The sequence below is a fragment of the Nocardiopsis terrae genome, assembly GCF_014651695.1.
Taxonomy (GTDB): domain Bacteria; phylum Actinomycetota; class Actinomycetes; order Streptosporangiales; family Streptosporangiaceae; genus Nocardiopsis; species Nocardiopsis terrae.
The window spans coordinates 451,904-478,027 of record NZ_BMXJ01000005.1 but is presented as its reverse complement, the minus strand read 5'-3'; the positions used below and the strand labels follow the sequence as shown (position 1 = coordinate 478,027).

Annotated in this window: 20 protein-coding genes; 16 read left to right on the top strand and 4 right to left on the bottom strand. The window is 71.3% G+C overall.

Going from position 1 to position 26,124, the window contains the following annotated elements:
* The first annotated feature begins 167 nt into the window (after positions 1–167).
* Positions 168–593, top strand: a complete 426-nt coding sequence (locus IE195_RS16480; protein ID WP_191272356.1) for an SCO2097 family morphological protein — start codon at positions 168–170, stop codon at positions 591–593.
* Between the two features lie 323 nt (positions 594–916).
* Here IE195_RS16480 and IE195_RS16475 read toward each other — a convergent pair whose 3' ends face one another.
* The 3 genes from IE195_RS16475 to IE195_RS16465 all read right to left on the bottom strand — a co-directional run bounded on the left by IE195_RS16475 (position 917) and on the right by IE195_RS16465 (position 5,569).
* Positions 917–3,247 carry a transglutaminase TgpA family protein gene (locus IE195_RS16475; RefSeq protein WP_191272705.1) on the bottom strand — a complete coding sequence of 777 codons (2,331 nt, stop codon included), beginning with the start codon at positions 3,245–3,247 and terminating at the stop codon, positions 917–919.
* An 8-nt stretch (positions 3,248–3,255) separates the two neighbouring features.
* Positions 3,256–4,515 carry a DUF58 domain-containing protein gene (locus IE195_RS16470; protein ID WP_191272354.1) on the bottom strand — a complete coding sequence of 420 codons (1,260 nt, stop codon included), beginning with the start codon at positions 4,513–4,515 and terminating at the stop codon, positions 3,256–3,258.
* Between the two features lie 61 nt (positions 4,516–4,576).
* Entirely contained in the window at positions 4,577–5,569 is a 993-nt protein-coding gene (locus tag IE195_RS16465; protein WP_191272352.1) for an AAA family ATPase, read from the bottom strand.
* 482 nt (positions 5,570–6,051) lie between these two features.
* On the opposite strand from IE195_RS16465, the gene mraZ reads away from it, so the two are divergent.
* The 4 genes from mraZ to IE195_RS16445 all read left to right on the top strand — a co-directional run bounded on the left by mraZ (position 6,052) and on the right by IE195_RS16445 (position 10,256).
* The gene (gene mraZ, locus IE195_RS16460) at positions 6,052–6,483 is read left to right on the top strand and encodes a division/cell wall cluster transcriptional repressor MraZ (RefSeq protein ID WP_191272349.1); all 432 of its coding nucleotides are present in this window, start codon (positions 6,052–6,054) and stop codon (positions 6,481–6,483) included.
* A gap of 273 nt (positions 6,484–6,756) precedes the next feature.
* On the top strand, positions 6,757–7,818 hold the full coding sequence (gene rsmH / locus IE195_RS16455) for a 16S rRNA (cytosine(1402)-N(4))-methyltransferase RsmH (protein WP_191272703.1): 1,062 nt from the start codon (positions 6,757–6,759) through the stop codon (positions 7,816–7,818).
* A 9-nt stretch (positions 7,819–7,827) separates the two neighbouring features.
* The gene (ftsL, locus tag IE195_RS16450) at positions 7,828–8,271 is read left to right on the top strand and encodes a cell division protein FtsL (protein WP_191272347.1); all 444 of its coding nucleotides are present in this window, start codon (positions 7,828–7,830) and stop codon (positions 8,269–8,271) included.
* On the top strand, positions 8,268–10,256 hold the full coding sequence (locus IE195_RS16445; protein WP_191272345.1) for a peptidoglycan D,D-transpeptidase FtsI family protein: 1,989 nt from the start codon (positions 8,268–8,270) through the stop codon (positions 10,254–10,256). The genes ftsL and IE195_RS16445 overlap by 4 nt, the downstream gene beginning before the upstream one ends.
* Before the next feature lie 118 nt (positions 10,257–10,374).
* Here the strand turns inward: IE195_RS16445 and mmuM are convergent, their stop codons facing one another.
* The gene (gene mmuM, locus IE195_RS16440; RefSeq protein WP_229826248.1) at positions 10,375–11,271 is read right to left on the bottom strand and encodes a homocysteine S-methyltransferase; all 897 of its coding nucleotides are present in this window, start codon (positions 11,269–11,271) and stop codon (positions 10,375–10,377) included.
* 140 nt (positions 11,272–11,411) lie between these two features.
* On the opposite strand from mmuM, the gene IE195_RS16435 reads away from it, so the two are divergent.
* The 11 genes from IE195_RS16435 to IE195_RS16385 all read left to right on the top strand — a co-directional run bounded on the left by IE195_RS16435 (position 11,412) and on the right by IE195_RS16385 (position 26,098).
* On the top strand, positions 11,412–13,076 hold the full coding sequence (locus IE195_RS16435) for a UDP-N-acetylmuramoyl-L-alanyl-D-glutamate--2,6-diaminopimelate ligase (protein ID WP_191272343.1): 1,665 nt from the start codon (positions 11,412–11,414) through the stop codon (positions 13,074–13,076).
* Positions 13,077–13,463: 387 nt separating this feature from the next.
* Positions 13,464–14,912: a UDP-N-acetylmuramoyl-tripeptide--D-alanyl-D-alanine ligase gene (locus IE195_RS16430; RefSeq protein ID WP_191272341.1), complete on the top strand. Its 1,449-nt coding sequence runs from the start codon at positions 13,464–13,466 to the stop codon at positions 14,910–14,912.
* The gene (gene mraY, locus IE195_RS16425) at positions 14,909–15,964 is read left to right on the top strand and encodes a phospho-N-acetylmuramoyl-pentapeptide-transferase (protein WP_191272339.1); all 1,056 of its coding nucleotides are present in this window, start codon (positions 14,909–14,911) and stop codon (positions 15,962–15,964) included. Before IE195_RS16430 ends, mraY begins: the two co-directional genes overlap by 4 nt.
* 4 nt (positions 15,965–15,968) lie before the next feature.
* Positions 15,969–17,438 carry a UDP-N-acetylmuramoyl-L-alanine--D-glutamate ligase gene (gene murD / locus IE195_RS16420; RefSeq protein WP_191272337.1) on the top strand — a complete coding sequence of 490 codons (1,470 nt, stop codon included), beginning with the start codon at positions 15,969–15,971 and terminating at the stop codon, positions 17,436–17,438.
* 228 nt (positions 17,439–17,666) lie between these two features.
* The gene (gene ftsW, locus IE195_RS16415) at positions 17,667–19,061 is read left to right on the top strand and encodes a putative lipid II flippase FtsW (protein WP_191272335.1); all 1,395 of its coding nucleotides are present in this window, start codon (positions 17,667–17,669) and stop codon (positions 19,059–19,061) included.
* On the top strand, positions 19,058–20,218 hold the full coding sequence (gene murG / locus IE195_RS16410) for an undecaprenyldiphospho-muramoylpentapeptide beta-N-acetylglucosaminyltransferase (protein WP_191272333.1): 1,161 nt from the start codon (positions 19,058–19,060) through the stop codon (positions 20,216–20,218). Before ftsW ends, murG begins: the two co-directional genes overlap by 4 nt.
* The gene (murC, locus tag IE195_RS16405; RefSeq protein ID WP_191272330.1) at positions 20,215–21,669 is read left to right on the top strand and encodes a UDP-N-acetylmuramate--L-alanine ligase; all 1,455 of its coding nucleotides are present in this window, start codon (positions 20,215–20,217) and stop codon (positions 21,667–21,669) included. The genes murG and murC overlap by 4 nt, the downstream gene beginning before the upstream one ends.
* A gap of 10 nt (positions 21,670–21,679) precedes the next feature.
* Positions 21,680–22,408: a cell division protein FtsQ/DivIB gene (locus IE195_RS16400; protein ID WP_191272328.1), complete on the top strand. Its 729-nt coding sequence runs from the start codon at positions 21,680–21,682 to the stop codon at positions 22,406–22,408.
* Between the two features lie 501 nt (positions 22,409–22,909).
* Positions 22,910–24,400: a cell division protein FtsZ gene (gene ftsZ, locus IE195_RS16395; protein WP_191272698.1), complete on the top strand. Its 1,491-nt coding sequence runs from the start codon at positions 22,910–22,912 to the stop codon at positions 24,398–24,400.
* 125 nt (positions 24,401–24,525) lie between these two features.
* Positions 24,526–25,245, top strand: coding sequence for a peptidoglycan editing factor PgeF (pgeF, locus tag IE195_RS16390; protein WP_191272326.1), 720 nt, complete (start codon positions 24,526–24,528; stop codon positions 25,243–25,245).
* 124 nt (positions 25,246–25,369) lie between these two features.
* Positions 25,370–26,098 carry a YggS family pyridoxal phosphate-dependent enzyme gene (locus tag IE195_RS16385; protein ID WP_191272324.1) on the top strand — a complete coding sequence of 243 codons (729 nt, stop codon included), beginning with the start codon at positions 25,370–25,372 and terminating at the stop codon, positions 26,096–26,098.
* Positions 26,099–26,124 lie beyond the last annotated feature (26 nt).

The following is a 26,124-nucleotide window of genomic DNA, read 5'->3' as shown; positions in this document are numbered from 1 at the left end:
GGTGTTTCCGATACAGGGCGAGGGTATCGTGGCCGTAGTGGGTCAGGTACACACGCAGCTTTTCTTTCCACCAGGCGCTAGTGCACCGTATTCTGGGCATACCACTGACCAAGAGACTGTTCATCAGTACCCGTCACCCCAACCGGGGACTGCAGTAGGGAGGCGCCGTGCCGCTCTCTGAACACGAGCAGCGCATGCTCGACCAGATCGAGCAGGCGCTGTATGCCGAGGACCCGAAGTTCGCGAACACTGTTCGGCAGACGAACCCGGGAGTCCATTACAAGCGCTGGATCATCAAGGCCGGAATCGGCTTCGTACTCGGCATGGGACTGCTGCTCCTGGGCCTGCTGTTGAGCAACCCGGACTCGTCGCTGGCGATTCCGGTCACCATCAGTGTCCTCGGGTTCATCTTCATGCTGGCCTCCTTCCTGCTGGGCGCCAACGCCTGGCGCAAGTCCGCAGGCGGCGGTGCGGAGGCGATGCTGGCCGAGGCCGAGGCCGAGCCCAGACACAAGCGCAGGGGCGGCAAGCGCCCGGGCATGATGAACCGCTTCGAGGAGCGGTGGCGTCGCCGCCAGGAGGGCGAGGAGTAGGAGCTCGCCCCTGTCGGGCCCCGGCCCCTGTAGCCAGACGGGTACCGTGAACACTCGTGTGTTCCGTGACGGTGGGGCCCGCACACGATTGCCGTGTGCGGGCCCCACCGTTCTTTCGCGTCAACTTCTCCCGGGCCCTCTTCCGCGTACCCGCACGTCTCGCGCCCCGGGCCTGACCGGGCTCCGTTTCCGGTGCCCTCCGGGCCCGTGTGCTCCACCGGCTCCGGGCGGCCACCGGCCGGAGCTCAGCTGAGCGGCCCGCGAACGCACCGCTGGCAGTACCACCGGCCGACCGGGCCCCGGCCGGGCAGGCCGGGGCCCGGTCAGGGGACGGCGGGAGCGGCCGCGGCCTCGATCCGGGGGCGGCGCCACGGTGCCAGGGAACGGGGGAGGAGGACGGCGCGCCACCGGTCGCCTCCGGCCGCGGCGGCGGCCAGCCCGGACCTGGCCGTACCCAGGTCCTCGGCCAGTCGACCACCGCCCGCGGGGTCGGGAGCGTACCGAGCCGCCTCCTCCGCCAGGGCCAGGCGCCACAGGGCGGCCCGGACGTCGGCCGGGAGCGGGGTCCCGTCCCGCCCCAGGTTGCTCAGGCGCAGGGCGGTCGCCCGCGGGCTTTCCGTGAGCGACCAGTCCACACCCAGGTCGATGCAGGTGTCGCGCAGCTCCCGCCACGCCGTGTGCGCGCCAGGGGCTCCGGGCGAGGCCAGCGCGGACCTGCGCGACCAGCGAACCAGACCCCGGGCCAGGGCCGGGGCGGCCAACAACAGCAGGCCGCCGAGTAGGCCCCCGACCACCGGCTGCCACGGCATTCCGGTGGTGTTTCCGGCGCCGCCCGCCGTGTCGCCGGCCGCCTCGGTGGGTTCCTCCTCGGCGGAGCCGCTCTCCTCGGGGGCGGGCCGGGGCTCCTCCTCGTCCGTCTCGCTCGGCTCGGGCGCGTCGCGTTCCGAGGGCTCGGTGTCGGGGATCGGTGCGGGTTCGACGTCGGCTCCGGAGGTGTACTCGGGGACCGAGGCCGAACCCTGCCCGCGGGAGGAGGAGGGGGTGGGTTCGAAACGCACCCAGCCCGTTCCCTCGAAGTACAGCTCGGGCCAGGCGTGCGCGTCACCGACGGACACGGCCCAGCGGCCGTCGCCCATCTGCTCACCCGCGGTGTAGCCCACCGCGACCCGGGCCGGGATGTCGGCCTGGCGGGCCATGATCGCCATCGCTCCGGCGAACTGCTCGCAGTAGCCGATCCGGTCCTCCATCAGGAAGTGGACCAGGGGGTCGGCGCCGCCGGGGACCGAGGGCGGGCTCAGGTCGTAGGTGAAGGAACCGCCGGTGAAGAAGTCCTGGAGAGCGGTGGCGCGCTGGTAGGCGGAGTCGGCGTTCTCGGTCAGGGAGTCGGTGAGTTCCCGGACGCTCTCGTCCAGGTCCCGGGGGAGGTCCAGGTAGTCGCGGGAAAGGGAGCGGGGTACTCCGGCCCCCGCCAGGGCCTCGGCGTCGGGCTCGGTCCGGGCGGACTCGGCGGTGAAGCTGAACCCCGTCGGGGGTGTGTCGGTGGTGAAGACCATCAGGGTGTCGGAGTCCACGTACCAGTCACCGGACACCTCGACCGAGCGTGTGGGATAGGGCAGGGGCAGGAACTCCATCCGGGGGGCGTCGGACTCCAGGGACACCTGGGTGGTGACCGGGGTTCCGGTGTCCTGCTCCCAGCCCTCGGGGAGGGGGAGGACGTCGTCGAGGCCGGAGTCACGGCCGGCGTAGACCGGGGACATCGTCCAGTTCTCGCCGTCGAACGCGTCCAGGACGTAGGTGCGCAGGTACTCGGGGGAGTCGGAGTCCGAACGGTAGGTCAGCACGGTCCGGTCGGAGGAGGAGGCCAGGTCGCGGCGGAGCGAGACCAGCGGGTGCGTGGTGGTCACGTTGTCGCCCGACCCGAACTGGGTGTCGTCGGCCATCGTGTAGAAGGCGTCGGTCCTCAGGGAGGGCACCGCCAGGGGCAGGACCAGGGCCAGAACGATCGCTGTGGACGCGGCAGCGCCCACGGTGGCCAGCCTGACGGCCCGCGCGTTGAATCGGCTCACGGGATCGGGCCCGTCCGGGACCATCACCCCCCACGAGCGGCTCCGGACCCACATGTCCGTGGCGAGCAGGGCGAGGAAACCGGCGGCGCACGCCCCGGCCTGCACCCAGGTCAGGCCCGCGTCGTCCACGGTGAGCGGAACCACGAGCAGCGCCAGCAGCAGACCGCCGACCATCCCCGGGCAGCGCGCTGTCACGGCCAGGAAGTCCGAGGTCACCGCGAACACCAGGAAGGTCAGGGCGATGATCATCCGCAGGCCCTCGGAGGGCACGACCGGTGCGGCGCTGACGTTGATGTTGTGCACGCCCTGCTCGAACAGGGCCCAGGCGTGCCCGAAGGTGGCCGGGGTGGGCACGACGCCGAGGAAGCCCGTCCCCGGTGCGAACAGCGGGGTGAACAGCAGGGCCGCCGCGAACACCTGGAGGAAGGGCACCGGCAGGGAGTTGCGGCCGCTCAGCCGGTACAGGGCGGACACGGCGGTCGTGGCGGCCATGAGAAGGGCGGCCGGAACCCACCAGTCCCCGCCTCGCACCAGCCCGCCCAGCAGGGGCAGCGCGGCCAGCATCGAGACCAGGGCGGCCAGGGGCATCAGTGCTCTCAACGGGACCCCTCCCAGGGGGCGCGGGCCCCCGCAGGAGCCGGGCGGCCCCCGCCGGTGGGGGAGATCGCGCGGTGCCACAGCGGGGGCAGTTCGGTGGGGTCGGAAACGGGCACCACGCGCCAACCGTTGGCCGCCAGCAGCTCGGAGGTGCGCCGGATGTCCTCGTCCGAGGCCCAGGCGGCCCGGGTGCACAGTACTGCCACGTGCAGCCCGGACCCGTTGGCCCGGGACAGGGCCAGGGCGTCCTCCGCGGAGAGGGCGCCCAGGACCGCGACCACCAGCCGGGCCGAGACGCCCCGGGCCCCCTCCAGAGCGCTGACGCCGCCCTGCAGGCCGACGGTCTCGGAGGACTCCGCGGTCGCCAGCACGTCCAGTACCCCGGAGGTGTTCTCGGTGTGCAGACGACCCCGTTCGGTATGCAGGCGCAGCTCGTGCCCGGTGTCGAGGAGGTTCACCGCGACCGAGGCGGCCACGCTGACCGCGGTCTCCAGGGAGCTCCAGGGTCCCTCGCCGGAATGCGCCCCGTACCGGGTGTCCAGCAGCAGGGTGCTGTGCTCCCGCCAGTGCTGTTCATCCCTGCGCACCATCAGTTCGCCGTGCTTGGCCGTGGAGCGCCAGTGCACCCGGCGCAGTTCGTCGCCGTGGCGGTACTCACGGGGAATGGGGTCCTGCTCGCCGACCCCGGTCACCGAGCGGCGCGGTGTGTTCTCCCCCAGGGAGCCGTCCGAGGCGCTGAGCGGGGCGAGCGCGACCACCGGAGGGGTCACCAGCAGGGGCGTGGGCGCCCCGACCACGCGGGTCACCCGGACACAGCCCAGGGGGTCCAGCACGCTCACCCGCAGGGGCCCCACGGGGTAGCGGCCGCGGACCGCGGGGCGTACCAGGTAGGTGACGTCGCGGACGGCGCGCGGGGGCAGGTGTCCCACCGTGTAGCGCGGTTCGTAGCCGAGCCGGACCGGGAGGGTGTCCTCGATCCGCACCCAACTGACCGGCCAGCTCGGGGAGGAGTTGCCGATCCGGACGAGGACCCGGGTGTCGGTTCCGGCCGGGACGCGCTGCGGGCGCAGGGCCCGGCTGTGCACCACACGGCCGGCAGCGCCCAGCACGGTCAGCGCGGAGACCGGCGGTACCAGGGCCAGGAAGAGGCCCACACCCACCAGTTCCCGTTGGCCGATGACGAAACCGCACACGAGCGCCACCACGCCGAAGAACAGCATCAGGCCGCCGCGGGCGGTGAGGGTTCGGTGCGGGCGCATGACCGTCTCTCGGGGTCGGGGGACTCTTCGGGGCGGCGGGTGGACGCCGGGGAGGGCGGGGTCAGCGGGGTCCGGGCACGGGGAGGCGGGCGACCAGCTTGGCGACGATCTGCTCGGCGCTGAGCCGCTCCATCTGGGCCTCGGGGCCGGGGAGCAGCCGGTGGGCCAGGACGGGCACGGCCAGGGCCTGCACGTCGTCGGGGACCACGTAGTGGCGCCCCTCCAGGGCCGCGTGGGCCCGTGCGGCGCGCACCAGGTGCAGGGTGGCGCGGGGCGAGGCACCCAGTTTGAGCTCGGGGGCGGTCCGGGTGGAGTTGACCAGGTCGACGACGTAGCGGCGCATTCCGGGTGCCACGTGGACGCCCTGGATCCGGTCCACCAGGGAGCGGATCTCGGCCGTGTCGGTGACGGGGGTCAACTGTTCCAGGGGCGACCGGGAGCCGTGGGTGTCGATCATGTCCAGCTCGGCCTGGGGTGAGGGGTAGCCCACGGAGACGCGCGCCATGAACCGGTCCCGCTGCGCTTCGGGCAGGGCGTAGGTGCCCTCCATGTCGGCCGGGTTCTGTGTCGCGACGACCATGAACGGCCGCTCCAGCTCCCGGGTCTGCCCGTCGACGCTGACCTGTCGTTCCTCCATGCACTCCAGGAGGGCCGACTGGGTCTTGGGCGAGGCGCGGTTGATCTCGTCGCCGAGCACGATGTTGGCGAAGACCGGGCCGGGGTTGAACTCGAACTCGCTGCGGTCCTGGTGGTAGACGCTGACCCCGGTGATGTCGCTGGGCAGCAGGTCAGGGGTGAACTGGACGCGCTGTACGGAGCAGTCCACGGCACGGCCCAGCGCCTTGGCCAACATGGTCTTCCCCACACCTGGGACGTCCTCGATGAGGAGGTGGCCCTCGGCGAGAAGGACGGTGAGCGCGATGCGCAGCACCTCGGGTTTGCCCTCGATGACCGTCTCGATCGCGCCGCGGACGCGGTCGGCGACGCTGACGACGTCACCGACGTCCCCCAGGACGCCGCCCCCGTGACCGTCGTGCTGTGTGCCGAGTGACACGAGACCCCTCTCACTCAGTATGTCCCGGTGTATCGATCCGAGGCTAGGGCCAATCAGACCGATTGCAAACCAAAGTGCCGGAATCGGTCTCCGGATGATTCCCCTGGGCATCGATGTGGCGAAAGCTTCGGAACCGTTCCCCTGATCACTGGCGGGAGAGCCGTTCACGATAACGGGACGGATGTGGAGAACCCCCCGATGTCGTCCTCCGAACACCGCGGTTCCGGGTCCTGCCCCGCGCCGGGGCGACGCGGGCTGTTCCGGGCGGGCGGGCAGGTCGGGCCCGGGCTGCGGGCGGCCCCGGTGCGACGCACAGGGGCGCTGGCTGGTCCCATTCGCGCCGTGCCGCTATGACCTGCGCATTTGTCGTTTCTTGGGTTGGTGGGGCCCGATTGAAGCTGTTGACGGTGGGGAGGAGTGGAGTAAGGTGGAGCATCGTGGAGAGGGTGAATTCTCCACTCGGGAGTGAGGGAGGTGAGCGTGTGTTTCTCGGCACCCATACGCCTCGCCTCGACCAGAAGGGACGGCTGTTCCTTCCCGCGAAGTACCGCGACGAACTGTCGGGGGGATTGGTGATCACGAAAGGCCAGGAGCGCTGCCTCTACGTCTTTCCGGTGGCCGAGTTCAGCCGCATCACCGACGCCCTGAGCTCCGCCCCGGTCACTGCCAAGGCGGTCCGCGACTACAGCCGCGTCCTCTTCGCCAGCGCGTCGGACGAGTCCTGTGACAAACAGGGCAGGGTCACGGTCCCGCCGAAGCTGCGCGAGTACGCGGGCCTGGACCGCGACTGCGTCGTCATCGGTGCCAACACGCGCCTGGAGATCTGGGACGCCGCCGCGTGGTCGGAGTACGAGACAGACCAGGAGCAGGCGTTCTCGCAACTCTCAGAGGAGGTGCTGCCCGGGGTGCTGTGAGAGCGGGGCGGTGCCTTCCGCTCCCGTGAACCGGCACAGAATCCATGCAATGCCGGGACCGGCAGAGGTCTCCGGAGACGGTCACACGAGCTGGCGCGACTTCCCCGGTGCCAGACCGTGAGCGAACGCCCACCGAGAAGGTGGACAATAGCGGCCGTGTCCGGAGGCCCGCCGGAACTCCGGACGGGCCACGCGACAGGACACCGTGGAGCGCGCCCAGTGCGCTACACGGACTCAGGGGGAGACCGCGACAGCGTGGAGGAACAGCACCGCATGGGGGACCACCGGCAGCACGAGCGACCCGACGGGCACGGCTCACCGCACAGGAACCACGACGACGCACCGAAGGCGGCCGGATCCGCGCCGCAGGCGCCCGTCGAGGGCGCTTCACACGTCCCGGTCATGCTCGATCGGATCGTGGAGCTGCTCGCCCCGGCGCTCAGCCGCCCCGGGGCGGTGTTCGTCGACGGCACCCTTGGCCTGGGAGGGCACTCCGAGGCCCTGCTCGAGGCCTGCCCGACCATGCGACTGGTCGGTGTCGACCGGGACACCACAGCTCTGGAACGCAGCGCCAGGCGCCTGGCGCCCTACGCTGACCGGACCCACTTCGTGCACGCCGTCTACTCCGACATCCCGCACGCTCTCGACGAGGCCGGCGTGGAGGCGGCCGATGCGGTCCTGCTGGACCTCGGCGTCTCCTCACCGCAGCTGGACGAGACGGACCGGGGCTTCGCCTACGCCCAGGACGCGCCCCTGGACATGCGCATGGACCGCACCCAGGAGCTCAGCGCGGCCGAGGTCGTCAACGACTACCCCGTCGCCGAACTCACCCGGGTCCTGCGTACCTACGGCGAGGAGCGCTTCGCCTCCCGCGTGGCGAGGGCGATCGAGCGCCGCCGCGCACGGGGCCGCATCGACTCCACCCGTGAACTGGCCGAGCTGGTCCGGGAGGCGATCCCCGCGGCCACCCGGCGTACCGGCGGCCACCCCGCCAAGCGCACCTTCCAGGGGCTGCGCATCGAGGTCAACGCCGAACTCTCGATCCTCCGGGAGACCCTGCCCGCCGCGATCTCCCGCCTCGGGCTCGGCGGCCGCATCGCGGTGCTGTCCTACCACTCCCTCGAGGACCGGATGACCAAGAAGGCCCTCGCGGCCCTGGCCACCGACACCACACCCGCCGACCTTCCGGTCCCCCTCCCGGACCGCCAACCGGAACTCCGGCTCCTCACCAGGGGCTCGGAGTCTCCCACGGACGAAGAGAACGAGCGCAACCCGCGCGCACAGTCGGCACGCCTGCGGGCGGCCGAACGTGTGCGCTGGCCGTCGCGGCAGTAGGGAGAGCAGATGGGCACGAAGACGGACACGCGCCGCACCACGAAGGGGCGGGGAACGGGAGCGAGGCGTACCGGGGCCACGGGGCGCCCCGCGGTCCGGCGTTCCCCGCGTCCTGCGGCGACGGCACGGAGCACCCGCTCCGGCGGTGCGGGGACCGCGCCGAGGATCCCCTTCGTCCTGCTGATCCTGTGCCTGCTCGGCGGCACGCTGGTGGCCCTCCTGGTGCTGCGCAGCGTCGTCGCCCAGGAGGCGTACGCCATCACCAGTCTTCAGTCGGAGAACCGCGAGCTCTCCTACAAGGAGCAGCAGATGGAGGACACCGTGGCGCACCTGGAGGCCTCCGAGCGCATCTCGAGGGAGGCCGAGGAGATGGGCATGGAACAGGGCGAGGCCCCGCTCTTCCTGGACCTGGACAACGGTGGGATCACCGGGAACCCCGGGAGCGGTGAGTGAGCAACCCTCGGGACCGAGGTCCCCGTGATCCCCGCAGGCCCGGAGCGGCAGGCCGCTCCGGTTCCCGGCCCAGCAAGCGCCCCCAGCGTGAACCCCGGCGTCCGACCGGCGCCGCGCCTACGCGCGGCGGCGCCGGCACCGGTGCCCGGGGGAGTTCGGCGCGCCAGGTGAGGAGGGGCGGCGAGCGGCCCAGACGCAGGAGCCCGGCACCTCCGCCCCCGCCTCCGCCGCTGCTGCGCCGTACCTTCCGCCCGGGCGAACCGGCCAAGCGCATCAAGGCCGCCGGGGCCATCATCGTCGTCATCATCATGCTCTTCGCCGGGCGGCTCACCCAGATCCAGGGGTTCGAGGCCGAGACCTACGCGGAGGCCGCCGCCAACCTGCGCCTGCAGACCATCGACATCCCGACCCTGCGCGGCCAGATCACCGACGCCGACGGCAGGCCCTTCGCCCTGTCGGTGGAGGTCCGCAACGTCTTCGTCGACCCCCAGGAGGTCGAGGAGGACGAGCGCGACGAGCTCGTGGACGAGCTGGTCACCCGCTTCGACCTGGCAGAGGGGGAGGTCGGGGCCAAGGTCGACGCCACCCCCAGCCGCTACCAGGTGGTGGCCACCGAGGTCACCCCCGCTGACTGGCGGGAGATGCGCGAACTCGGCCTTTCCGGGGTGGGCGCCGAGGTCGACTACAAGCGCGTCTACCCGGACGAGACCGGTGCCGCCGACCTGGTCGGCTTCGTCGGTTCGGAGGGGTACGGCCTGGAGGGGCTCGAGGGCTATCTCGACAGCACCCTCGCGGGGGAGGCGGGAAAACGCCAGGTCGAGGTGGGCCGCGACGGTACCCAGATCCCGATGGCCGGCGGCCTGGTCAGCGAACCCGAGCCGGGCCAGGACGTGCGCCTGACCCTCAACGGCGACCTGCAGTGGTACGCCCAGCGGGCGCTGGCCGAACGGGTCGAGGAACTGGACGCCGAGGGCGGCAGCGTCGTCGTCACCAACACCGACCACGAGATCCTCGCGATGGCGGACTACCCGACCTACGTACAGGGCGACATCTCCGGCAGCGGGCCCGAGGACTGGTCCAACGGGGCGGTCGCCACGACCTTCGAGCCGGGCAGTACGAACAAGGTGATCACCGCGGCGGCCGCCCTGGAGGAGGACCTGACCACCCCGGAGACGGTCTACACCGTGCCCTACGCCCTCCGGTACTACGACCGGACCTTCCGCAACTCCACCAACCACGGCACCCAGCGCCTGACCGTCAACGGCATCATGGCCCAGTCCAGCAACGTCGGCACGATCAAGATCGCCGACCAGGTGGGCCGCGGGGTCCTGCACACCTACCTCACGGACTTCGGACTGGGGCAGCCGACCGGCCTCGAACTACCGGGCGAGGAGGCGGGTGTGCTCACCGACCCCGACGACTGGTGGGGCACCCAGCTGCCGTCGGTGTCCATCGGGCACGGCCTGACGGTGAACGCCACCCAGATGGCGTTGGTCTACGCCACCGTCGCCAACGACGGGGTCCGCGTCGAACCCCGGCTCGTCGCCGGCACGGTCGACCCCGAGGGGGAGTTCACGCCCGCCGACGAACCCGAGCGGACCCGGGTGGTCAGCGAGGAGACCGCCGACCAGCTCGCCCTGATGCTGGAGGCGGTCACCAGTGACGAGGGCACCGCACCGCAGGCCCGGATCGACGGTTACCGGGTGGCGGGCAAGACCGGTACCGCCAACCGGCTCGACCCCGAGACCGGTGCCTACAGCGAGGGCGACTACACCGCGACCTTCGCGGGGTTCGCCCCCGCGGACGACCCCGAGCTGATCGTCCAGGTGGTGCTGCACAACCCGGAGGACACCTACTACGGCGGCGAGGCCGCGGGTCCGGTGTTCAACGACATCATGTCCTTCGCGCTCAAAACGTTGAAGGTCCCGCCGACGGAGACCGAACCCCCGGCGATCCGCCTGTTCGAGGAGGAGGACGCGGGCTGATCCGGACCCGCGGCGCCCGAAACCCGCGCCCCACCCGCGGTGATCTTGCTACCAGGAGCAACTTCGGCGCCGAAGTTGCTCCTGGTAGCAAGATCACCGCGGAAAGAGGGGGCCGGGGTCACCGGGGGAGCGCGTCCACCCGGGCGCGGACGGAACGCACGTGTTCGGGGCCGGTACGGCAGCAGCCGCCCACGAGGACGGCGCCGTCCTCGCACCATCCGGCGGCGGCCTCCCCGAACCCCTCCGCGTCGCCGTTGCCCGTCCAGCTTCGCTCCCGGGCGTCCCAGACCTCACCCGAGTTGGGGTAGGCCACCGAGGGCAGTCCCGCCGCCGCGACCTCGGCCAGCAGTGACGGCACGTTCCGGGGCGGTACGCAGTTCACCCCCACCGCGACCAGCAGCCCCTGCCGGTACAGCGGGGCCAGCTCGGCCGCCACCTCCCGCAGCGGGGTGCCGTCGCTGATCCGGGTGCCGTCCGCGCAGGAGAAGCTGAACCACGCCCGCGCACCCGGGGTCCGGGACAGCAGCCGCGCCAGGGCCCGGGCCTCGGCCAGGGAAGGAAGGGTCTCACACGCCACCAGGTCCGCCCCGGCCCCTGCCAGCACCCGCCACCGCTCCCGGTGCCAGGAGTACAGGCCCTCCTCGTCCAGGTCGTAGGCGCCGGTGTACTCCGAACCGTCCGCGAGCGCGGCGCCGTAGGGGCCCACCCCGGCCGCCACCAGCCCCGAGCCGAACGCGTCCCGCTCCGTGAGCGCCAGCTCCACAGAGCGGGCCAACAGGCCCAGCGCCTCGCTCCGGGAGTACCCCCGCGCGGTGAACGCCTCCACGCTGGCCTGGTACCCGGCGGCGATCGCCACGTCCGCGCCCGCCTCGAAGTAGTCCCGGTGCACCCGCGCGATCAGCTCCGGTTCCTCGGCGAGCAGCCGCGCCGACCACAGCCCGCCACCGAGATCGCGTCCGTAGGCCTCCAAACGCGTCGCCAACCCGCCGTCGAGCACCAGCGGAAGTCCACCCACCGACAAACCCCTCCCCAGACCGTCGCCCACCGGGGCGCCCGGCTCCCAGGCACCCCGGGCCAGGGAATCACCGAAGAACGCAGCGTGGAAATTACCAGCAGGCCCCCCGCAGCGGTTAACCTCCACACGTGCCACCGGTAATGCGACCTGAACACACCAAACTCCGTCCACTGTCCGCCCTCGCAGCGCTGCTCGGGCCGGACACCACACTTCTGCGCCCGGATCTGAGCGCGGACCGTCCAGCCGAGATGCCCGGCCGGGAGGTGCACGTACGCGGCATCACCCACGACTCGCGCAAGGTGCGCCAAGGCGACCTGTACGCCGCACTGCCCGGGAGCCGCGCGCACGGCGCCGACTTCTCGCAGCAGGCCGCCGAGGCCGAGGCAGCGGCCATCCTCACCGACGCCGCGGGGGCCGACCGTGCCGCCGAGACCGGTCTGCCCGTGGTGGTCGTGCCGGACGCGCGGGCCGCGCTCGGCACGGCGGCGGCCTGGGTCTACGACGACCCCGCCAAGGACCTCCTCCTGGTCGGCACCACCGGCACCAGCGGAAAGACCACGATCACCTACCTGATCGAGTCCGGTATGCGCCAGGCCGGGATGAGCACCGGTCTGGTCGGCACCGTGGAGATGAGGGTGGGCGACGAGCGAGTCGCCTCCTCCCTGACCACCCCCGAGGCCACCGACCTGCACGGCCTCTTCTCGGTCATGCGTGAGCGCGGCGTCACCGCAGCCGCCATGGAGGTCTCCAGCCACGCCCTGGCCCTGGGGCGCGTCGGCGGCACCCACTACGACGTCGCCGTCTTCACCAACCTGTCCCAGGACCACCTCGACTTCCACCCGGACCTGCGCGACTACTTCGAGACCAAGGCGCGCCTGTTCACCCCCGAGTACTGCGACATCGCGGTGGTCAACACCGACGACCGCTTCGGCCGCGCGCTCGTGGACATGGTCCAGGGCCGTGGCGACGTCCCGGTGACCACGTTCGCCGTGCAGGGCTGCTCGGACGCGGGCCCAGAGAACGGTATGGAAGCCGACTGGAACGCGGTGGACGTCGAACTGGGCGCTACCGGCAGCACCTTCCGCATCGTCGGTCCGGGCGGGATGGAGGCCCGGGCGTCCGTGGCGCTGCCCGGCCCGTTCAACGTCTCCAACGCCATGGCGGCCATCGTCGGCCTGGTCGAGGCCGGGCTGCCCCTGGAGACCGCCATCGCCGGTGTGGCCGCGGCACCGGGCGTGCCGGGCCGCATGGAGTCGGTGGAGGTCCGCGATCCCGCGGGCGGCCAGGACTTCGCCGCACTGGTGGACTATTCACACAAACCCGGCGCCATCGAGGCCGTGTTGGGCGCCCTCCGGGCCACCACCGAGGGCCGGGTCACCATGGTGGTCGGTTGCGGCGGTGACCGTGACCGGGCCAAACGCCCGCTGATGGGCGAGGCCGCCGCACGCCTGGCCGACCAGTTGATCATCACCAACGACAACCCGCGTACCGAGGACCCCGTCACCATCGCCACCGCGATGCTGGAGGGTGTGGCCAAGGTTCCCGAGGACCAGCGGGCGCGTGTCACCATCGAGTTCGACCGTGCGGATGCCATCGGCCTGGGTGTGCACCGCACCGGACCCGGTGACGTGGTCGTGGTCGCGGGCAAGGGCCACGAGACCGGTCAGTACGTCAAGGGCGAGGTTCTGCCCTTCGACGACCGCGAGGTCCTGCGAGGGGCCATCGAGGACGCTCTGCGCACCCGTGCGAGCGAGCGGCTCGGCAACGCGCTCCAGGACGTTCACAAGACGCCTGAACAGCTCTGATCCCGCGACACGCGGGGACGCGCCGTGTGCGGCGCGGTCCGGTTTCCGGGGCACGGCCGCGAGCCGTGTCCCGGTGGCGCCCGCGCCCACACGCGTACGGGTCATGGGCGGCCGGACCACCGACGATCACGAAGTGGAGCATATTGCTCCACACAGGGCCCCGCCGGGACCCCCGACACCTCAACATGTTCTAAGGTAGGTCCGGCAATCGCAGCCCGACACGTGCCGCCCACAGTGGCGCCCACGGCCCGGTACGAAGCCGGCAACCGTCGCCCGGCGCGGCACCGCGCGCACGGTATCCGCGGTGCCATCCCCTGACCCGAACCCGAGGCCGGGTGGCCAACGCCCCTGGGGCGCCGTGGGCCGGGCCTGACATGAGGAGTGGATTTGATCGCGCTCACGCTCGATCGGATCGCTGAGATCACCCAAACCGCCATCGGCGGATCAGCGCGCCCCGACGCCGTCGTCCACGGCCCCGTCGTCATCGACTCGCGACAGGTGGAGCCAGGAGCGCTCTTCGTCGCCCTGAACGGTGAACGGGTCGACGGACACGACTTCGCCGAGTCCGCCGTCGCCGCCGGTGCGGTGGCGGTTCTGGCCTCGCGCCCGGTCGACGCCCCCCACCTGCTGGTGGACGGCGGCGACGACGAGGTGGTGGCAGCCCTGGCCCGGCTGGCCCGGCACGTGGCCACCGAACTCAGCGACCCCGCGCGCGGGACGGCCAGGACGGAGGTCGTGGGGATCACCGGCTCCTCCGGGAAGACCACCACCAAGGACCTGGTCGCCCAGGTCGTCCAGCGGATGGGCCCCACCGTGGCCCCCGCCGGCTCGTTCAACAACGAGATCGGCCACCCGCTCACGGTGCTCCGCTCCGATACCGGAACCAAGCACCTGGTGCTGGAGGTCGCGGCCCGCGGGATCGGGCACATCGCCCACCTGTGCCGTGTCGCCCCGCCCCGGATCGGCGTCGTCCTCAACGTCGGCAGCGCCCACATGGGCGAGTTCGGCGACCGTGACGCCATCGCCAGGGCCAAGGGTGAGCTCGTCGAGTCCCTGCCGCCCGGTACCGACCGGCGCGGCGAGGGCGGCGTGGCCGTCCTCAACGCCGACGACCCCCGGGTGCGCGCCATGTCCTCGCGCACCACCGCCCGCACGGTGCTCTACGGAACCGCCGAGGACGCACGGGTGCGCGCCACCGACGTCGTCCTGGAAGCCGACGGCGCCCCGTCCTTCACCCTGAACCTGCGCGGCCGCACGGCCCGGGTCCGGTTGGGACTGGTCGGCGCCCACCAGGTCAGCAACGCGCTGGCTGCCGCGGCCGTCGCCGACGAGCTGGGCATGGACATCGAAGACATCGCCGCCGCCCTCGGTGCGGCGACCCCGGTCAGCCGTTGGCGGATGGAGGTCACCGAACACCGCGGTGCCACTCTCGTCAACGACGCCTACAACGCCAACCCCGAGTCGATGCGTGCCGCGCTGACCACCCTGGGCGCGCTCGCCCGGGGCCGTCGGTCCATCGCCGTGCTCGCCCACATGGCGGAGTTGGGCGATGACGGCCGCGCCGAACACGAGAGGGTGGGTGAGCTGGCCGCAGAGACCGGTGTGGCCCACCTGGTCGTGGTGGGCGCGCAGGCCGAGGGGATCGCCGTCGGCGCTGAACGCGCCGCCCAGCAGGGGCGGTGGCGCGGTGAGAGCATCCGGGTTCCCGACGCGGAGGCGGCAGCCGACGCGGTGCGCGAACGGATGCGCACAGGAGACGTCGTCATTGTGAAGGGATCGCGCGTGGCTGCGCTCGAAAGGGTTATCGACCTCATCACCAAGGGTGATGTCCAGTGATCGGCATCACCGTAGCGGCGGGGCTTTCGCTGATTGTCTCCATGCTGCTCATGCCGCCGCTGATCAAGCTGCTGTACCGGTTCAAGTTCGGGCAGGAGGTCCGCGACGACGGCCCCGAGGGCCACAAGACCAAGCAGGGCACGCCCACCATGGGCGGCATCGTCATCATCCTCGGTGCCGTCATCGGCTACTTCGGTTCGCACCTGGCGCTGTGGAGCACCCCCACGGCCTCCGGCCTGCTGGTGATGTTCCTGTTCGTCGGCATGGGCTGTGTCGGCTTCCTGGACGACTTCATCAAGATCTACAAGCGTCGCAGCCTGGGTCTGCGCAGCGGCGCGAAGATGGTGGGCCAGGCCGTCGTCGGCGTGGGCTTCGCCTACGGCGTCACCCAGTTCCCCAACGGGTACGGCTACACCCCGGCAGCCCCCCAGCTGTCCTTCCTCCGCGACTTCGGTCCGCCGCTGATGATCGGCGCGTTCGTCATCTGGGCGCTGTTCCTCATCGTCGGTTTCTCCAACGCGGTGAACCTCACCGACGGCCTGGACGGCCTGGCCACCGGCGCGACCATCCTGTCGCTGTGCGCCTACGTCATCATCGGCAACTGGCAGCTGCGCCAGTCCTGTGTGGAGGCCCTCACCTCCAGCTGCTACACGGTCCGCGACCCCCTGGACCTCGCCGTGGTGGCCTCCGCCGTGCTCGGCGCCTGTATCGGCTTCCTGTGGTTCAACGCCCCGCCCGCCAAGATCTTCATGGGTGACACCGGCTCGCTGGCGCTGGGCGGACTCATCGTGGGTCTGGCCATCACCACCCGCACCCAGCTCCTGCTGCTGCTCATCGGCGGCCTGTTCGTCATCATCACCATGTCCGTGATGGTCCAGATCACCTCGTTCCGCCTCACCGGCAAACGGGTGTTCCGGATGGCCCCGCTCCAGCACCACTTCGAGCTCAAGGGCTGGGCCGAGACCACCATCGTGATCCGTTTCTGGATCATCCAGGGCCTGTTCATGGCGATCGCCATCGGACTGTTCTATCTGGAATGGATGCCAAGGTAGAGGCATGCCGCACCACGACTCTTCCGCCACACCCCGCTCCGCCGGACCCGCAGGTGGCCCCGACCCCTTCGCGGGCGCACGCGTCTGCGTCGCCGGTCTCGGCGTCTCCGGTCCCCCCGTCGCCAGGGCGCTCCTGGCCCGGGGCGCCCGGGTGGTCGTCGTGGACGGACGCGACGACGAGACCACCCGCCCCGTGGCCGCCGCACTGACCGAGGCCGGAGCCGAGGTCGTTCTGGGCGACACCCCGCTGCCCGAGGACTGCGGCCTCGTCGTCACCTCGCCCGGCTGGCGCCCCGACTCCCCGCTGCTCACGAGGGCCGCCGAGGCCGGTATCGAGATCATCGGGGACGTGGAGCTGGCCTGGCGGCTCAAGCCCGCCGACCAGGTGTGGCTCGCCATCACCGGGACCAACGGCAAGACCACCACCGTGCGCATGCTGGAGTCCATCCTGCGCGCGGACGGGCGGGACGCGCTCGCGGTCGGCAACGTCGGGACCCCCGTCGTCGAGGCGGTACTGCCCGACGCCGACGGCCGTGTCCACGACATCCTCGCGGTGGAACTGTCCAGTTTCCAGCTACACTGGTCCAACAGCGTCCGTCCGCACGCGGCCACCGTCCTCAACATCGCCTCCGACCACCTGGACTGGCACGGCGGGCTCGAGCCCTACGCCCGGGCCAAGGGGAGGGTCTTCGCGCGCGGGACCATCCGCGTGGTCAACACCGCCGACGACTGGTCGGTGCGCCTGGCCGAGGAGGAGGGCGACCCGCACACCCCCCTGGTGGGCCTGCGCCTGGACACTCCCAGGGCCGGTGAGCTCGGTGTGGTCGAGGACCTGCTCGTGGACCGCGCCTTCGTGGAGCAGCCGCACAGCAGCGCCGAGGAGCTCGCCACCCTGGGCGACGTGCGTCCGGCCGCGCCGCACAACGTCGCCAACGCCCTGGCCGCCGCCGCTCTGGCCCGCTCGGTGGGGGTCGCACCTGCTTCGGTGCGGGCCGGGCTGGTCGCCTTCGTCCCCGAGCCCCACCGCATCGCGCATGTGGCATCGGTCGGCGGTGTCGACTACGTGGACGACTCCAAGGCCACCAACCCGCACGCCGCGGCAGCCTCCCTCAACTCCTACGCGAGTGTGGTGTGGATCGCGGGCGGCCTCCTCAAGGGCGCCGAGGTCGACGACCTCGTGGCCGGGGCGGCGGGCCGTCTGCGCGGTGCGGTGCTGATCGGTGCCGACCGGGAACGCATCCGTGAGGCCCTGGCCAAACATGCCCCGGACGTGCCGGTGGTGGAGGTCGAAGGACCTGCCGCCGACGCGCCCCCGGAGCGCACTGTCATGGACGCGGTGGTCGCCGAGGCCGTCGCCCTGGCGGAGGAGGGCGACACGGTGCTGCTTGCCCCGGCCGCCGCCTCCATGGACATGTTCACCAACTACCCGGAGCGCGGACGCTTCTTCGCCGAGGCCGTGCACCGGCTCGGTTGAGCGGTCACGGAGGTTGTGGTTCGGACACCGGCGGGTTTTCGCCGGCATCCGGCGTGAACGGCGTGTGACTGATCGGAGCCCGTGCGTCACCAAAGGCGCGCGGGCTTCCCCCTGTCCGCCCACTGTGCCCCTCGCCACGGCCAAAGATGGCCAACACGCGGGAAATGTCCACGGTTCCCGACCCGCCGGTACGCAAGTATTGAGGCGCGAATCGTGCGGAGGGTGTGGATGGCGGCGACGACAGCGGTCGGTGGGCGCGACCGGGTGCTCTGGCGTGAGTGGGCCCGGTCCCTGGACCGTCCCCTCACTTCCTACTACCTGATCCTCGGTACCGGGGTGATGCTCATCGCCCTGGGGCTGGTGATGGTGCTGTCCTCGACGATGGTCAACTCCATCACCGAGACCGGGTCGGCGTTCTCCGTGTTCCAGCGCCAGCTGGTGTCGGCGATGATCGGCCTGCCGCTCATGGTGATCGCCTCCCAGCTGCCCCTGTGGATCTTCCGGATCGTCGGCTACCCGGCGATGATCGTGTCCGTTGCGCTGCTGCTGCTGACCGCCTTCCAGGGCACCGAGGTCAACGGCGCGATCCGCTGGCTGGAGGTCGGCGGTGTCCTCGTGCAGCCCTCCGAGCCCGCCAAACTCGCCTTCGCCCTGTGGGGGGCCAACATCCTCGCCCGCAAGGAGGAACTCAAGGAGCTCACCGAGTGGCGGCACCTGCTCATCCCGCTGCTGCCCGGTTGCGGGCTGCTCACCCTGCTCGTGCTCCTGGGGTCGGATCTGTCCACCACCCTGGTCCTCCTGCTCACCTTCCTGGGGCTGCTCTGGGTGGTGGGCGCTCCGGGCAAGCTCTTCGTGGGCATGTTCTTCCTGGTCCTGGGGCTGGCCGGGATCGTCATCGCCATCGAGCCCTTCCGGATCACCCGCATCACGGCCTTCCTCGACCCGGGGGCGGACCCCCAGGGCGCCGGCTTCCAGTCCCTGCACGGCCTCTACGCCCTGGGCACCGGCGGGATCTTCGGCGTCGGTATCGGCGCCAGCCGGGAGAAGTGGGGCTTTCTGCCCTTCGCCGAGACCGACTTCATCTTCGCCATCATCGGCGAGGAGTTCGGACTCCTCGGCACCCTGCTGGTGCTGGGCCTGTTCGGCATGCTCGGCTACGCCGGGCTGCGCGTGGCCTTCCGGGTCAAGGACCCGTTCTCCCGGCTGGCCGCCTTCGCCATCGTGACCTGGATCCTCGGCCAGGCGATGATCAACATCGCCGCCGTCATCGGCCTGGTCCCCGTCACCGGTATCCCGCTTCCGCTGGTCTCCTACGGAGGCTCCTCGCTCATCCCGACGATGACCGCGCTCGGGGTGCTGCTCGCCATCGCCCGCAACGAGCCCCAGGCGCAGAAAGCCCTGGCGGCCCGGGGTCCCAGTTGGGTCCAAAGGGCTCTAAGCTGGCTTGGCCTGGACAACGTCGTCGCCTCCGTCCACAAGAGGAGCGGTTCGACGGCGTCCAGGCGCACCACCACGCCTCGTGCCCCGGGCAAGCCGGAGGCCCGCGGCACCAAGACAACGGCAAAGCACAAGAGCGGACCGGTCCCGGCGGGTGACCGGCCAAGGAGGAATCGGCGACGATGAGGGTAGCCCTAGCCGGAGGCGGCACGGCCGGGCATATCGAGCCCGCACTCTCCCTTGCGGACGCGCTGCGGCGCATCGACCCCGACACGGAGATCCTCTGCCTGGGAACGGAGCGCGGACTGGAAACCAGGCTGGTCCCCATGCGCGGCTACGAACTGGGCCTGATTCCGGCGGTCCCCCTGCCGCGTCGACTCACCCCGCAGCTGCTCACGGTCCCCGGCAAGCTCGCGGGTGCACTGAGCGCCGCGGGTGAGCACCTGGACAAGCTCCAGGCCGACGTCATCGTCGGTTTCGGCGGCTACGTCGCCACCCCCGGCTACCTGGCGGCCCGGCGCCGGAAGATCCCCATCGTGGTGCACGAGGCCAACCCCCTCCCGGGCCTGGCCAACCGGCTCGGCGCGCGGCTCACACCCCACGTGTTCACCGGTCACCCCCACACCCAGATCCGAAACGGGCGCTTCATCGGCATCCCCCTGCGCCAGCAGATCACCTCGCTGGACCGGCTGGCCATGGGCGACAAGGCCCGCGCCTACTTCGGTCTGCGTCCGGACCTGCCCACCCTCCTGATCTTCGGCGGCTCCCAGGGCGCCCAGCGCCTCAACGAGACCGCCTTCAACGCGGCCGCGGCCTTCCGCGACGCGGGCGTGCAGGTCCTGCACGTCGTCGGCCCGAAGAACGCCGACGAGCCCCAGGACCTCACCCAGGACGGCGTCCCCTACGTCGCCGTCCCCTACGTGGACCGGATGGACATGGCCTACGCCGCAGCCGACGTGGCCATGTGCCGTTCCGGTGCGATGACCTGCGCCGAACTCACCGCGGTGGGTCTGCCCGGTGCCTTCGTGCCACTGGCCATCGGCAACGGGGAACAGGCGCTGAACGCCGAGCCGATCGTCCAGGCGGGCGGCGGCCTGTCGATCGGCAACGCCGACGTCTCGGTCGAGTGGATCACCGGCCAGCTCATCCCGCTGCTCACCGACACCGACCGGGTCGTGGCCATGTCGGAGGCGGCCGCCCGGATGGGCCGCCGCGACGCCGACACGGAACTGGCCCGGGAGGTCATGGCGATCGCCCGGGGCGACAAGCCCACCCCCGAACTCCCGTTGCCCGAGGACGAGGGCGACGACGTTTTCTACGACGACGGTAAGGACGCAAGATGAGCCTGGTCCAGCCGACCGACCCGGTCCCCGTCGACGAGCTCGGCCGCACCCACTTCATCGGCCTGGGCGGCGCCGGCATGTCCGGTATCGCCCGCGTGCTGCTGCAGTCGGGGGTCGAGGTCTCTGGCAGTGACGCCCGCGACAGCGAGACCCTGCGCGAACTCGAACAGATGGGCGCCGAAGTCCATGTGGGCCACGCCGCCGAGAACCTGGGCAAGGCCGAGACGCTCGTGGTCTCCTCCGCCATCCGCGAGGACAACCCCGAACTCGCCGAGGCGCGCAGCCGCGGCATCCGCATCCTGCCCCGTGCCGCGGCCCTGGGCGCCCTCCTGCTGAACCGCGAGGGCATCGCGATCTCCGGCACCCACGGCAAGACCACCACGACCTCCATGGTCACCGTGGTCCTGCAACACCTGGGCGCGGATCCCGGTTACGTGATCGGCGGCAAACTGGTCACCACCGGCCTGGGCGCCGACGCCGGGATCGGTGAGGCCATCGCGGTGGAGGCGGACGAGAGCGACGGGTCCTTCCTGATGCTCTCGCCCAAGATCGCCGTGGTCACCAACGTCGAGGCCGACCACCTGGACAACTACAGCGGCATCGACGAGATCCACGCCAACTTCGCGTCGTTCGTCGACCGGGTCGAGCGCACCCTGATCGTCGGGATCGACGACCCGGGTGCCCGCACCGTCGCCGAGCTCGCCCGTGAACGCGGCAGGAGGGTACTCACCTACGGCGAGGCCGAGGACGCGGACTACCGGATCACCCGGATCCGCGCCCGCGGTTTCACCACCGAGTTCACCCTCCAGACCGCCACCGGTGACCCGATCGACGGCACCCTGGCCGTCCCCGGACTCCACAACGTCCTGAACGCCGCCGCCGCGGTCGCCGTCGCCGACGAACTCGGCCACGACCTGGAGATCGCCGTGGAGGGCATCGCGGACTTCGCCGGGGCCGCCCGCCGCTTCGAACTCAAGGGCGAGGGCAACGGTGTGGGTGTCTACGACAGCTACGCCCACCACCCCACCGAGATCGACGCCGACCTGCGTGCCACGCGCGCCGCGCTGCGGTCGTTCGCCGAGGACGCGGAGGAACAGATCCCGGAAGGCCGGGTCGTCGCCGTGTTCCAGCCGCACCTGTACAGCCGGACCCGTATCTTTGCCGAGGAGTTCGCGCAGGCCCTGAGCCTGGCTGACGAGGTCGTGGTGATGGAGGTCTACGCGGCCCGCGAGGACCCCGAACCCGGGGTCACCGGCGAGCTCATCACCTCCCGTGTGTCCCATGACCGGGTCCGGTACGTGCCGGGCCGGGACGAGGCCGTGCGCCGGGCCGCCGAACTGGCCCGTCCCGGGGACATCGTCCTCACCATGGGCGCGGGCGATGTCACCGAGCTGGGGCCGCGGATCGTGGAGGCGCTCGCGGAGGCGGCAGAAGGCACGGAAACCAGCTAGAGGAGCACACGTGGGCGCTGACCGGACCAGGGCGAGGAACGAGGCCGCGCCGCGCAGGGGGTCGGATCCCTGGAAGGTCGCCTTCGCGGTACTGCTCGTCGTCTCCCTGATCTGCGTGGTCACGTGGGTGCTGCTCGGCTCCCGGCTGCTGGTCGTGCGTGACGTCGCCGTCACCGGCCTGGACCGGGTGCCGAGGGAGGAGGTCGTCGCGGCCGTGGCCGTGGACACGGGGACCCCGTTGATACGGGTGGACCTGGACCGCGGCCGCGAGCGCGCCGAGAGCCTGGACCTGGTCGAGTCCGCGAGGGTGACCCGCGGCTGGCCCGCGACCCTCGACGTGGAGGTAGTCGAGCGCAGACCCCTGCTCGCCGTCCGGGTGGGGGAGGAGTACCGGCTCGTCGACGGCGACGGGGTGCGTATCGAGGACTCGCCGACCCGTCCCGGCACACACCCGCTGGTCCGGGTCACCGGGGAGATCGAGGGGAACGACGCGGTCCGGGCGGCGGCGGACATCGTCGAGGGCGCCCCGGACTCCCTCATCGCCCAGATACAGCTCATCGACGCCACCGACACGGAACAGATCACCGTCGAACTCGGCAACGGATCCCTCGTGGAGTGGGGCCTGGCGCAGGGCGCCGAGGACAAGAGCGAGGTCCTGCGGGTGCTGATGCGCGAACACCCGCCGGAGGAGGGGCGTGTCTACGATGTCGGAACCCCGGACTTGGCCATCGTTCGGTGAAACGTTTCCCAAGGGAGGGGGCGCGGGGGAGAGCCCGGGGCAAGGGGCTGTTGGGGCCACGAGTACGGCCGCGGACCCGCCGACCGACACGCGCCGAGGACATTCCAGACGCGACGCGCCGAGTGCGCACTTCGCTTCCTCGCGTTATACGACGTTAGGCTGAAGCTGTCTTCGGTTGCCCGTACTCGACAGTCCGCTTACTGTCGGGAAGCACAACCACTGTCAACCACGCAGTAAAACACGCTTTTCGGGGTACTCAGGAACCGTTTCGCCCCCGCTTCGCGGAGCGGGCCGTATCCGGACCCTCAGGGTCGTACGGCAGACGCAGGACGGTACCGGTGACCCCGGGTCCTCCACAGGCAGCCGCTCACGCGGCCGCCGGGCGGGAGCACCCGAAACGCACACTGTAGAACCGGATGCCGAACCGCCGGCGCACCCGTTGGCCACCGGTCAGCGGACGCGGAGACGGAACGGCGTATGCGAGCGGAAAGGCCCCTCGTCGTGGCAGCACCGCAGAACTACCTCGCGGTCATCAAAGTCGTCGGCATCGGCGGCGGCGGTGTCAACGCCGTCAACCGAATGATCGAAGAGGGGCTCAAGGGCGTCGAGTTCATCGCGATCAACACCGACGCGCAAGCGCTGCTGATGAGTGACGCGGACGTCAAGCTCGACGTCGGCCGTGAGCTCACCCGTGGCCTGGGCGCAGGCGCCAACCCCGATGTCGGTCGCAAGGCCGCGGAGGATCACCGGGAGGAGATCGAGGAGGTCCTCAAGGGGGCCGACATGGTCTTCGTCACGGCCGGAGAGGGTGGTGGAACCGGCACCGGCGGAGCCCCCGTCGTCGCCAACATCGCCCGTTCCCTCGGCGCGCTCACCATCGGAGTGGTCACCCGCCCCTTCGGTTTCGAGGGCAAGCGCCGGGCGACCCAGGCCGAGTCGGGGATAGCGATGCTCCGCGAGGAGGTCGACACCCTCATCGTCATCCCCAATGACCGCCTGCTGTCCATCTCGGACCGCCAGGTCAGCGTGTTGGACGCCTTCAAGGCGGCCGACCAGGTCCTGCTCTCCGGTGTCCAGGGCATCACCGACCTGATCACCACGCCGGGCCTGATCAACCTGGACTTCGCCGACGTCAAGTCGGTCATGTCGGGGGCAGGGTCGGCGCTGATGGGGATCGGATCGGCACGAGGGGACGACAGGGCCGTCGCAGCGGCCGAACTGGCGATCTCCTCACCGCTCCTCGAAGCCAGCATCGACGGCGCACACGGTGTGCTCCTGTCCATCCAGGGCGGATCCGACCTGGGCCTCTTCGAGATCAACGAGGCCGCGCAGCTGGTCGCCAACTCGGCCGCGCCCGATGCCAACATCATCTTCGGCGCCGTCATCGACGACGCCCTGGGCGACGAGGTGCGGGTCACCGTCATCGCGGCGGGCTTCGACGAACCCGAGGTCACCGGTGCCGTGGTGCGGGAGCGCCAGCCGGTGGACCCTCCTGAGGCCGTCGCCCCCACGGCAGGCATCACGTCCGGTGGGGAGGAGTCGTCGGCCAAGACGGCACCGTCCACCGCGGACGCGAGCGGGGCGCCGGCCACCAGCATGCCGTGGATCACCCCCTCCCGCCCGGCCCAGCCCGCGCAGGAGGCCCCACGGCCCGCCATGCCGCCGGTCCAGCCGCCGGCCGCTCCGGAGCCGGTCCGTCAGGAACCCCAGCGCACCCAGGCTCCGGCCCAGCCCGAGCAGAACCAGAGCAGCGGCTACCAGGTCTCCTACCCCGAGCCCGAGCCGGCCGCTCCGGAGCCGCAGGCCGCCCCCGCCGAGGAGCAGCCCGCACCGGAACCCGCGTCGGAGCCCGAGGCCGAGCAGGAGACCCAGTCGAGCCACATCCACGCGGTCTCGGACGCCTCCGAACGCCGCGGTGAGGTTCCCACGCCCCGGCGCCGAGTGATCTTCGACGACCCCGACGACCTGGACGTGCCGGAGTTCCTGAAGTAGTCCGCCACCATCCCGGTACCATCGACGTGTCAGCGGCCCCGACCCTCGTGGCGGGGCCGTCGCCGCCCCCGGAGGCAGAACCGTCCGGTTCCCCGCGGGGCCGAGGGAAGGACCGCGTCGATCCGATGGGAGACATCATCGACCTGGGACACGGTGTCCGTGCCGCCGTCACCGAACGCAAGGGCGGGGTGAGCCGGCCGCCGTTCGACTCGCTCAACCTCGGGTTGGGTACCGGCGACACCCGGGAGGCGGTCACCGCCAACCGGGCCCGAGCGGCCGAGGACCTCGGGTTCGGCGTCGAGCGGGTCGTGTGGATGAACCAGGTCCACAGCGCCGACGTGCTCGTGGCCACCGAGCCCGGCGGGGTCGGCACCTGCGACGGTGTGGTGACCACCCGCCCGGACCTGGTGCTCGCCTCGATGGCGGCGGACTGCCTGCCCGTTCTGGCCGCCGACGGCGAGGCGGGGGTGCTGGGCGCGGCCCACTCGGGAAGGCTGGGCACCGCGCACGGCGTGGCCGTCAACCTGGTGGACACCATGGTCGCCCAGGGCGCCCGACGTGACCGGATCACCGTCTTCCTCGGGCCGGCCATCTGCGGCCGGTGCTACGAGGTTCCGCCCGACCTCCAGGCCGAGACCGCCGCACGGACCCCGGAGGCGGCCTCGACCACCAGACAGGGCAGCACGGGTGTGGACATGACGGCCGCCGTCACGGCCCAACTGGGCCGAGCCGGGGTCGGGGACGTCCTCGCTGACGGCCGCTGCACCCTGGAGAGCCCGGAACTGTTCTCCCACCGCGGGGACGCGCCCACCGGCCGGTTCGCCTCCTTCCTCTGGCGTGAATGAGGTCTTCGCCACCCCGGCCCGCGGAGGAGCCCTGGGGCCTGAGCCGCGCGGTCCTTCGGCGGGGCCGCAACCGGCCACACCGCAGCCACATCCGGCCACAGCAGTAGGAAGAGAAGGAACACCCGTGTCACATACCGGTCCCGCGCGCACCGAGCAGATCCGCGCCAACATCCGGGCCGCGCGGGCCAGGATCGAGGAGGCCTGCGAGAAGGCCGGCCGCGACCCCTCGGAGGTGTCGCTGATCGGAGTGACGAAGACCTACCCGGCCAGCGATGTGCGCATTCTCGCCTCCCTGGGGGTCACCGACGTCGGGGAGAACCGTGACCAGGAAGCGGCCCCGAAGGCCGCGGAGACTGCCGACCTCGGCCTGAACTGGCACTTCGTCGGCCAGTTGCAGACCAACAAGGCACGTTCCGTGGCCTCCTACGCGAATGTGGTGCACTCGGTCGACCGGGCCAAACTCGCCAGGGCGTTGGGTGACCGGGCCGCGGCGGCGGGTCGGCGTCTGACCTGTCTGGTACAGGTCAACCTGGACACCGATTCCGAGGCCGGGGTCATCGGCCCGCGCGGAGGCGTGGATCCGGGGGACGTGGTTGGGCTCGCGGAGCGGATCGCCGAACACGAGGCGCTCACCCTCGGCGGTGTGATGGCGGTCGCCCCCCGGGACGGAGACCCGGACGCGGCCTTCGCCCGCCTGCAGGAGGTGGCGGGGGTGGTCCGGGATCACTACCCTCGGGCAACGGTGATCTCCGCGGGGATGAGCGGGGACCTGGAGGCCGCGATCGGACGGGGCGCGACACACCTGCGACTCGGTACGGCGTTGCTCGGCTCCCGGGGACCGATCGTGGGGTAATGTCCCCACATAGACCTTGGGGCCTG

Coding starts and splice junctions, on each gene's coding strand:
- IE195_RS16475 (WP_191272705.1), bottom strand. CDS start 3,247: ATGCCCCTGGCCGCCCTGGTCTCGATGCTGGCCGCGCTGCCCCTGCTG.
- IE195_RS16435 (WP_191272343.1), top strand. CDS start 11,412: ATGCGACCTGAACACACCAAACTCCGTCCACTGTCCGCCCTCGCAGCG.
- IE195_RS16470 (WP_191272354.1), bottom strand. CDS start 4,515: ATGCGCCCGCACCGAACCCTCACCGCCCGCGGCGGCCTGATGCTGTTC.
- murG (WP_191272333.1), top strand. CDS start 19,058: ATGAGGGTAGCCCTAGCCGGAGGCGGCACGGCCGGGCATATCGAGCCC.
- rsmH (WP_191272703.1), top strand. CDS start 6,757: ATGGGGGACCACCGGCAGCACGAGCGACCCGACGGGCACGGCTCACCG.
- ftsL (WP_191272347.1), top strand. CDS start 7,828: ATGGGCACGAAGACGGACACGCGCCGCACCACGAAGGGGCGGGGAACG.
- ftsW (WP_191272335.1), top strand. CDS start 17,667: ATGGCGGCGACGACAGCGGTCGGTGGGCGCGACCGGGTGCTCTGGCGT.
- murD (WP_191272337.1), top strand. CDS start 15,969: ATGCCGCACCACGACTCTTCCGCCACACCCCGCTCCGCCGGACCCGCA.
- pgeF (WP_191272326.1), top strand. CDS start 24,526: ATGGGAGACATCATCGACCTGGGACACGGTGTCCGTGCCGCCGTCACC.
- murC (WP_191272330.1), top strand. CDS start 20,215: ATGAGCCTGGTCCAGCCGACCGACCCGGTCCCCGTCGACGAGCTCGGC.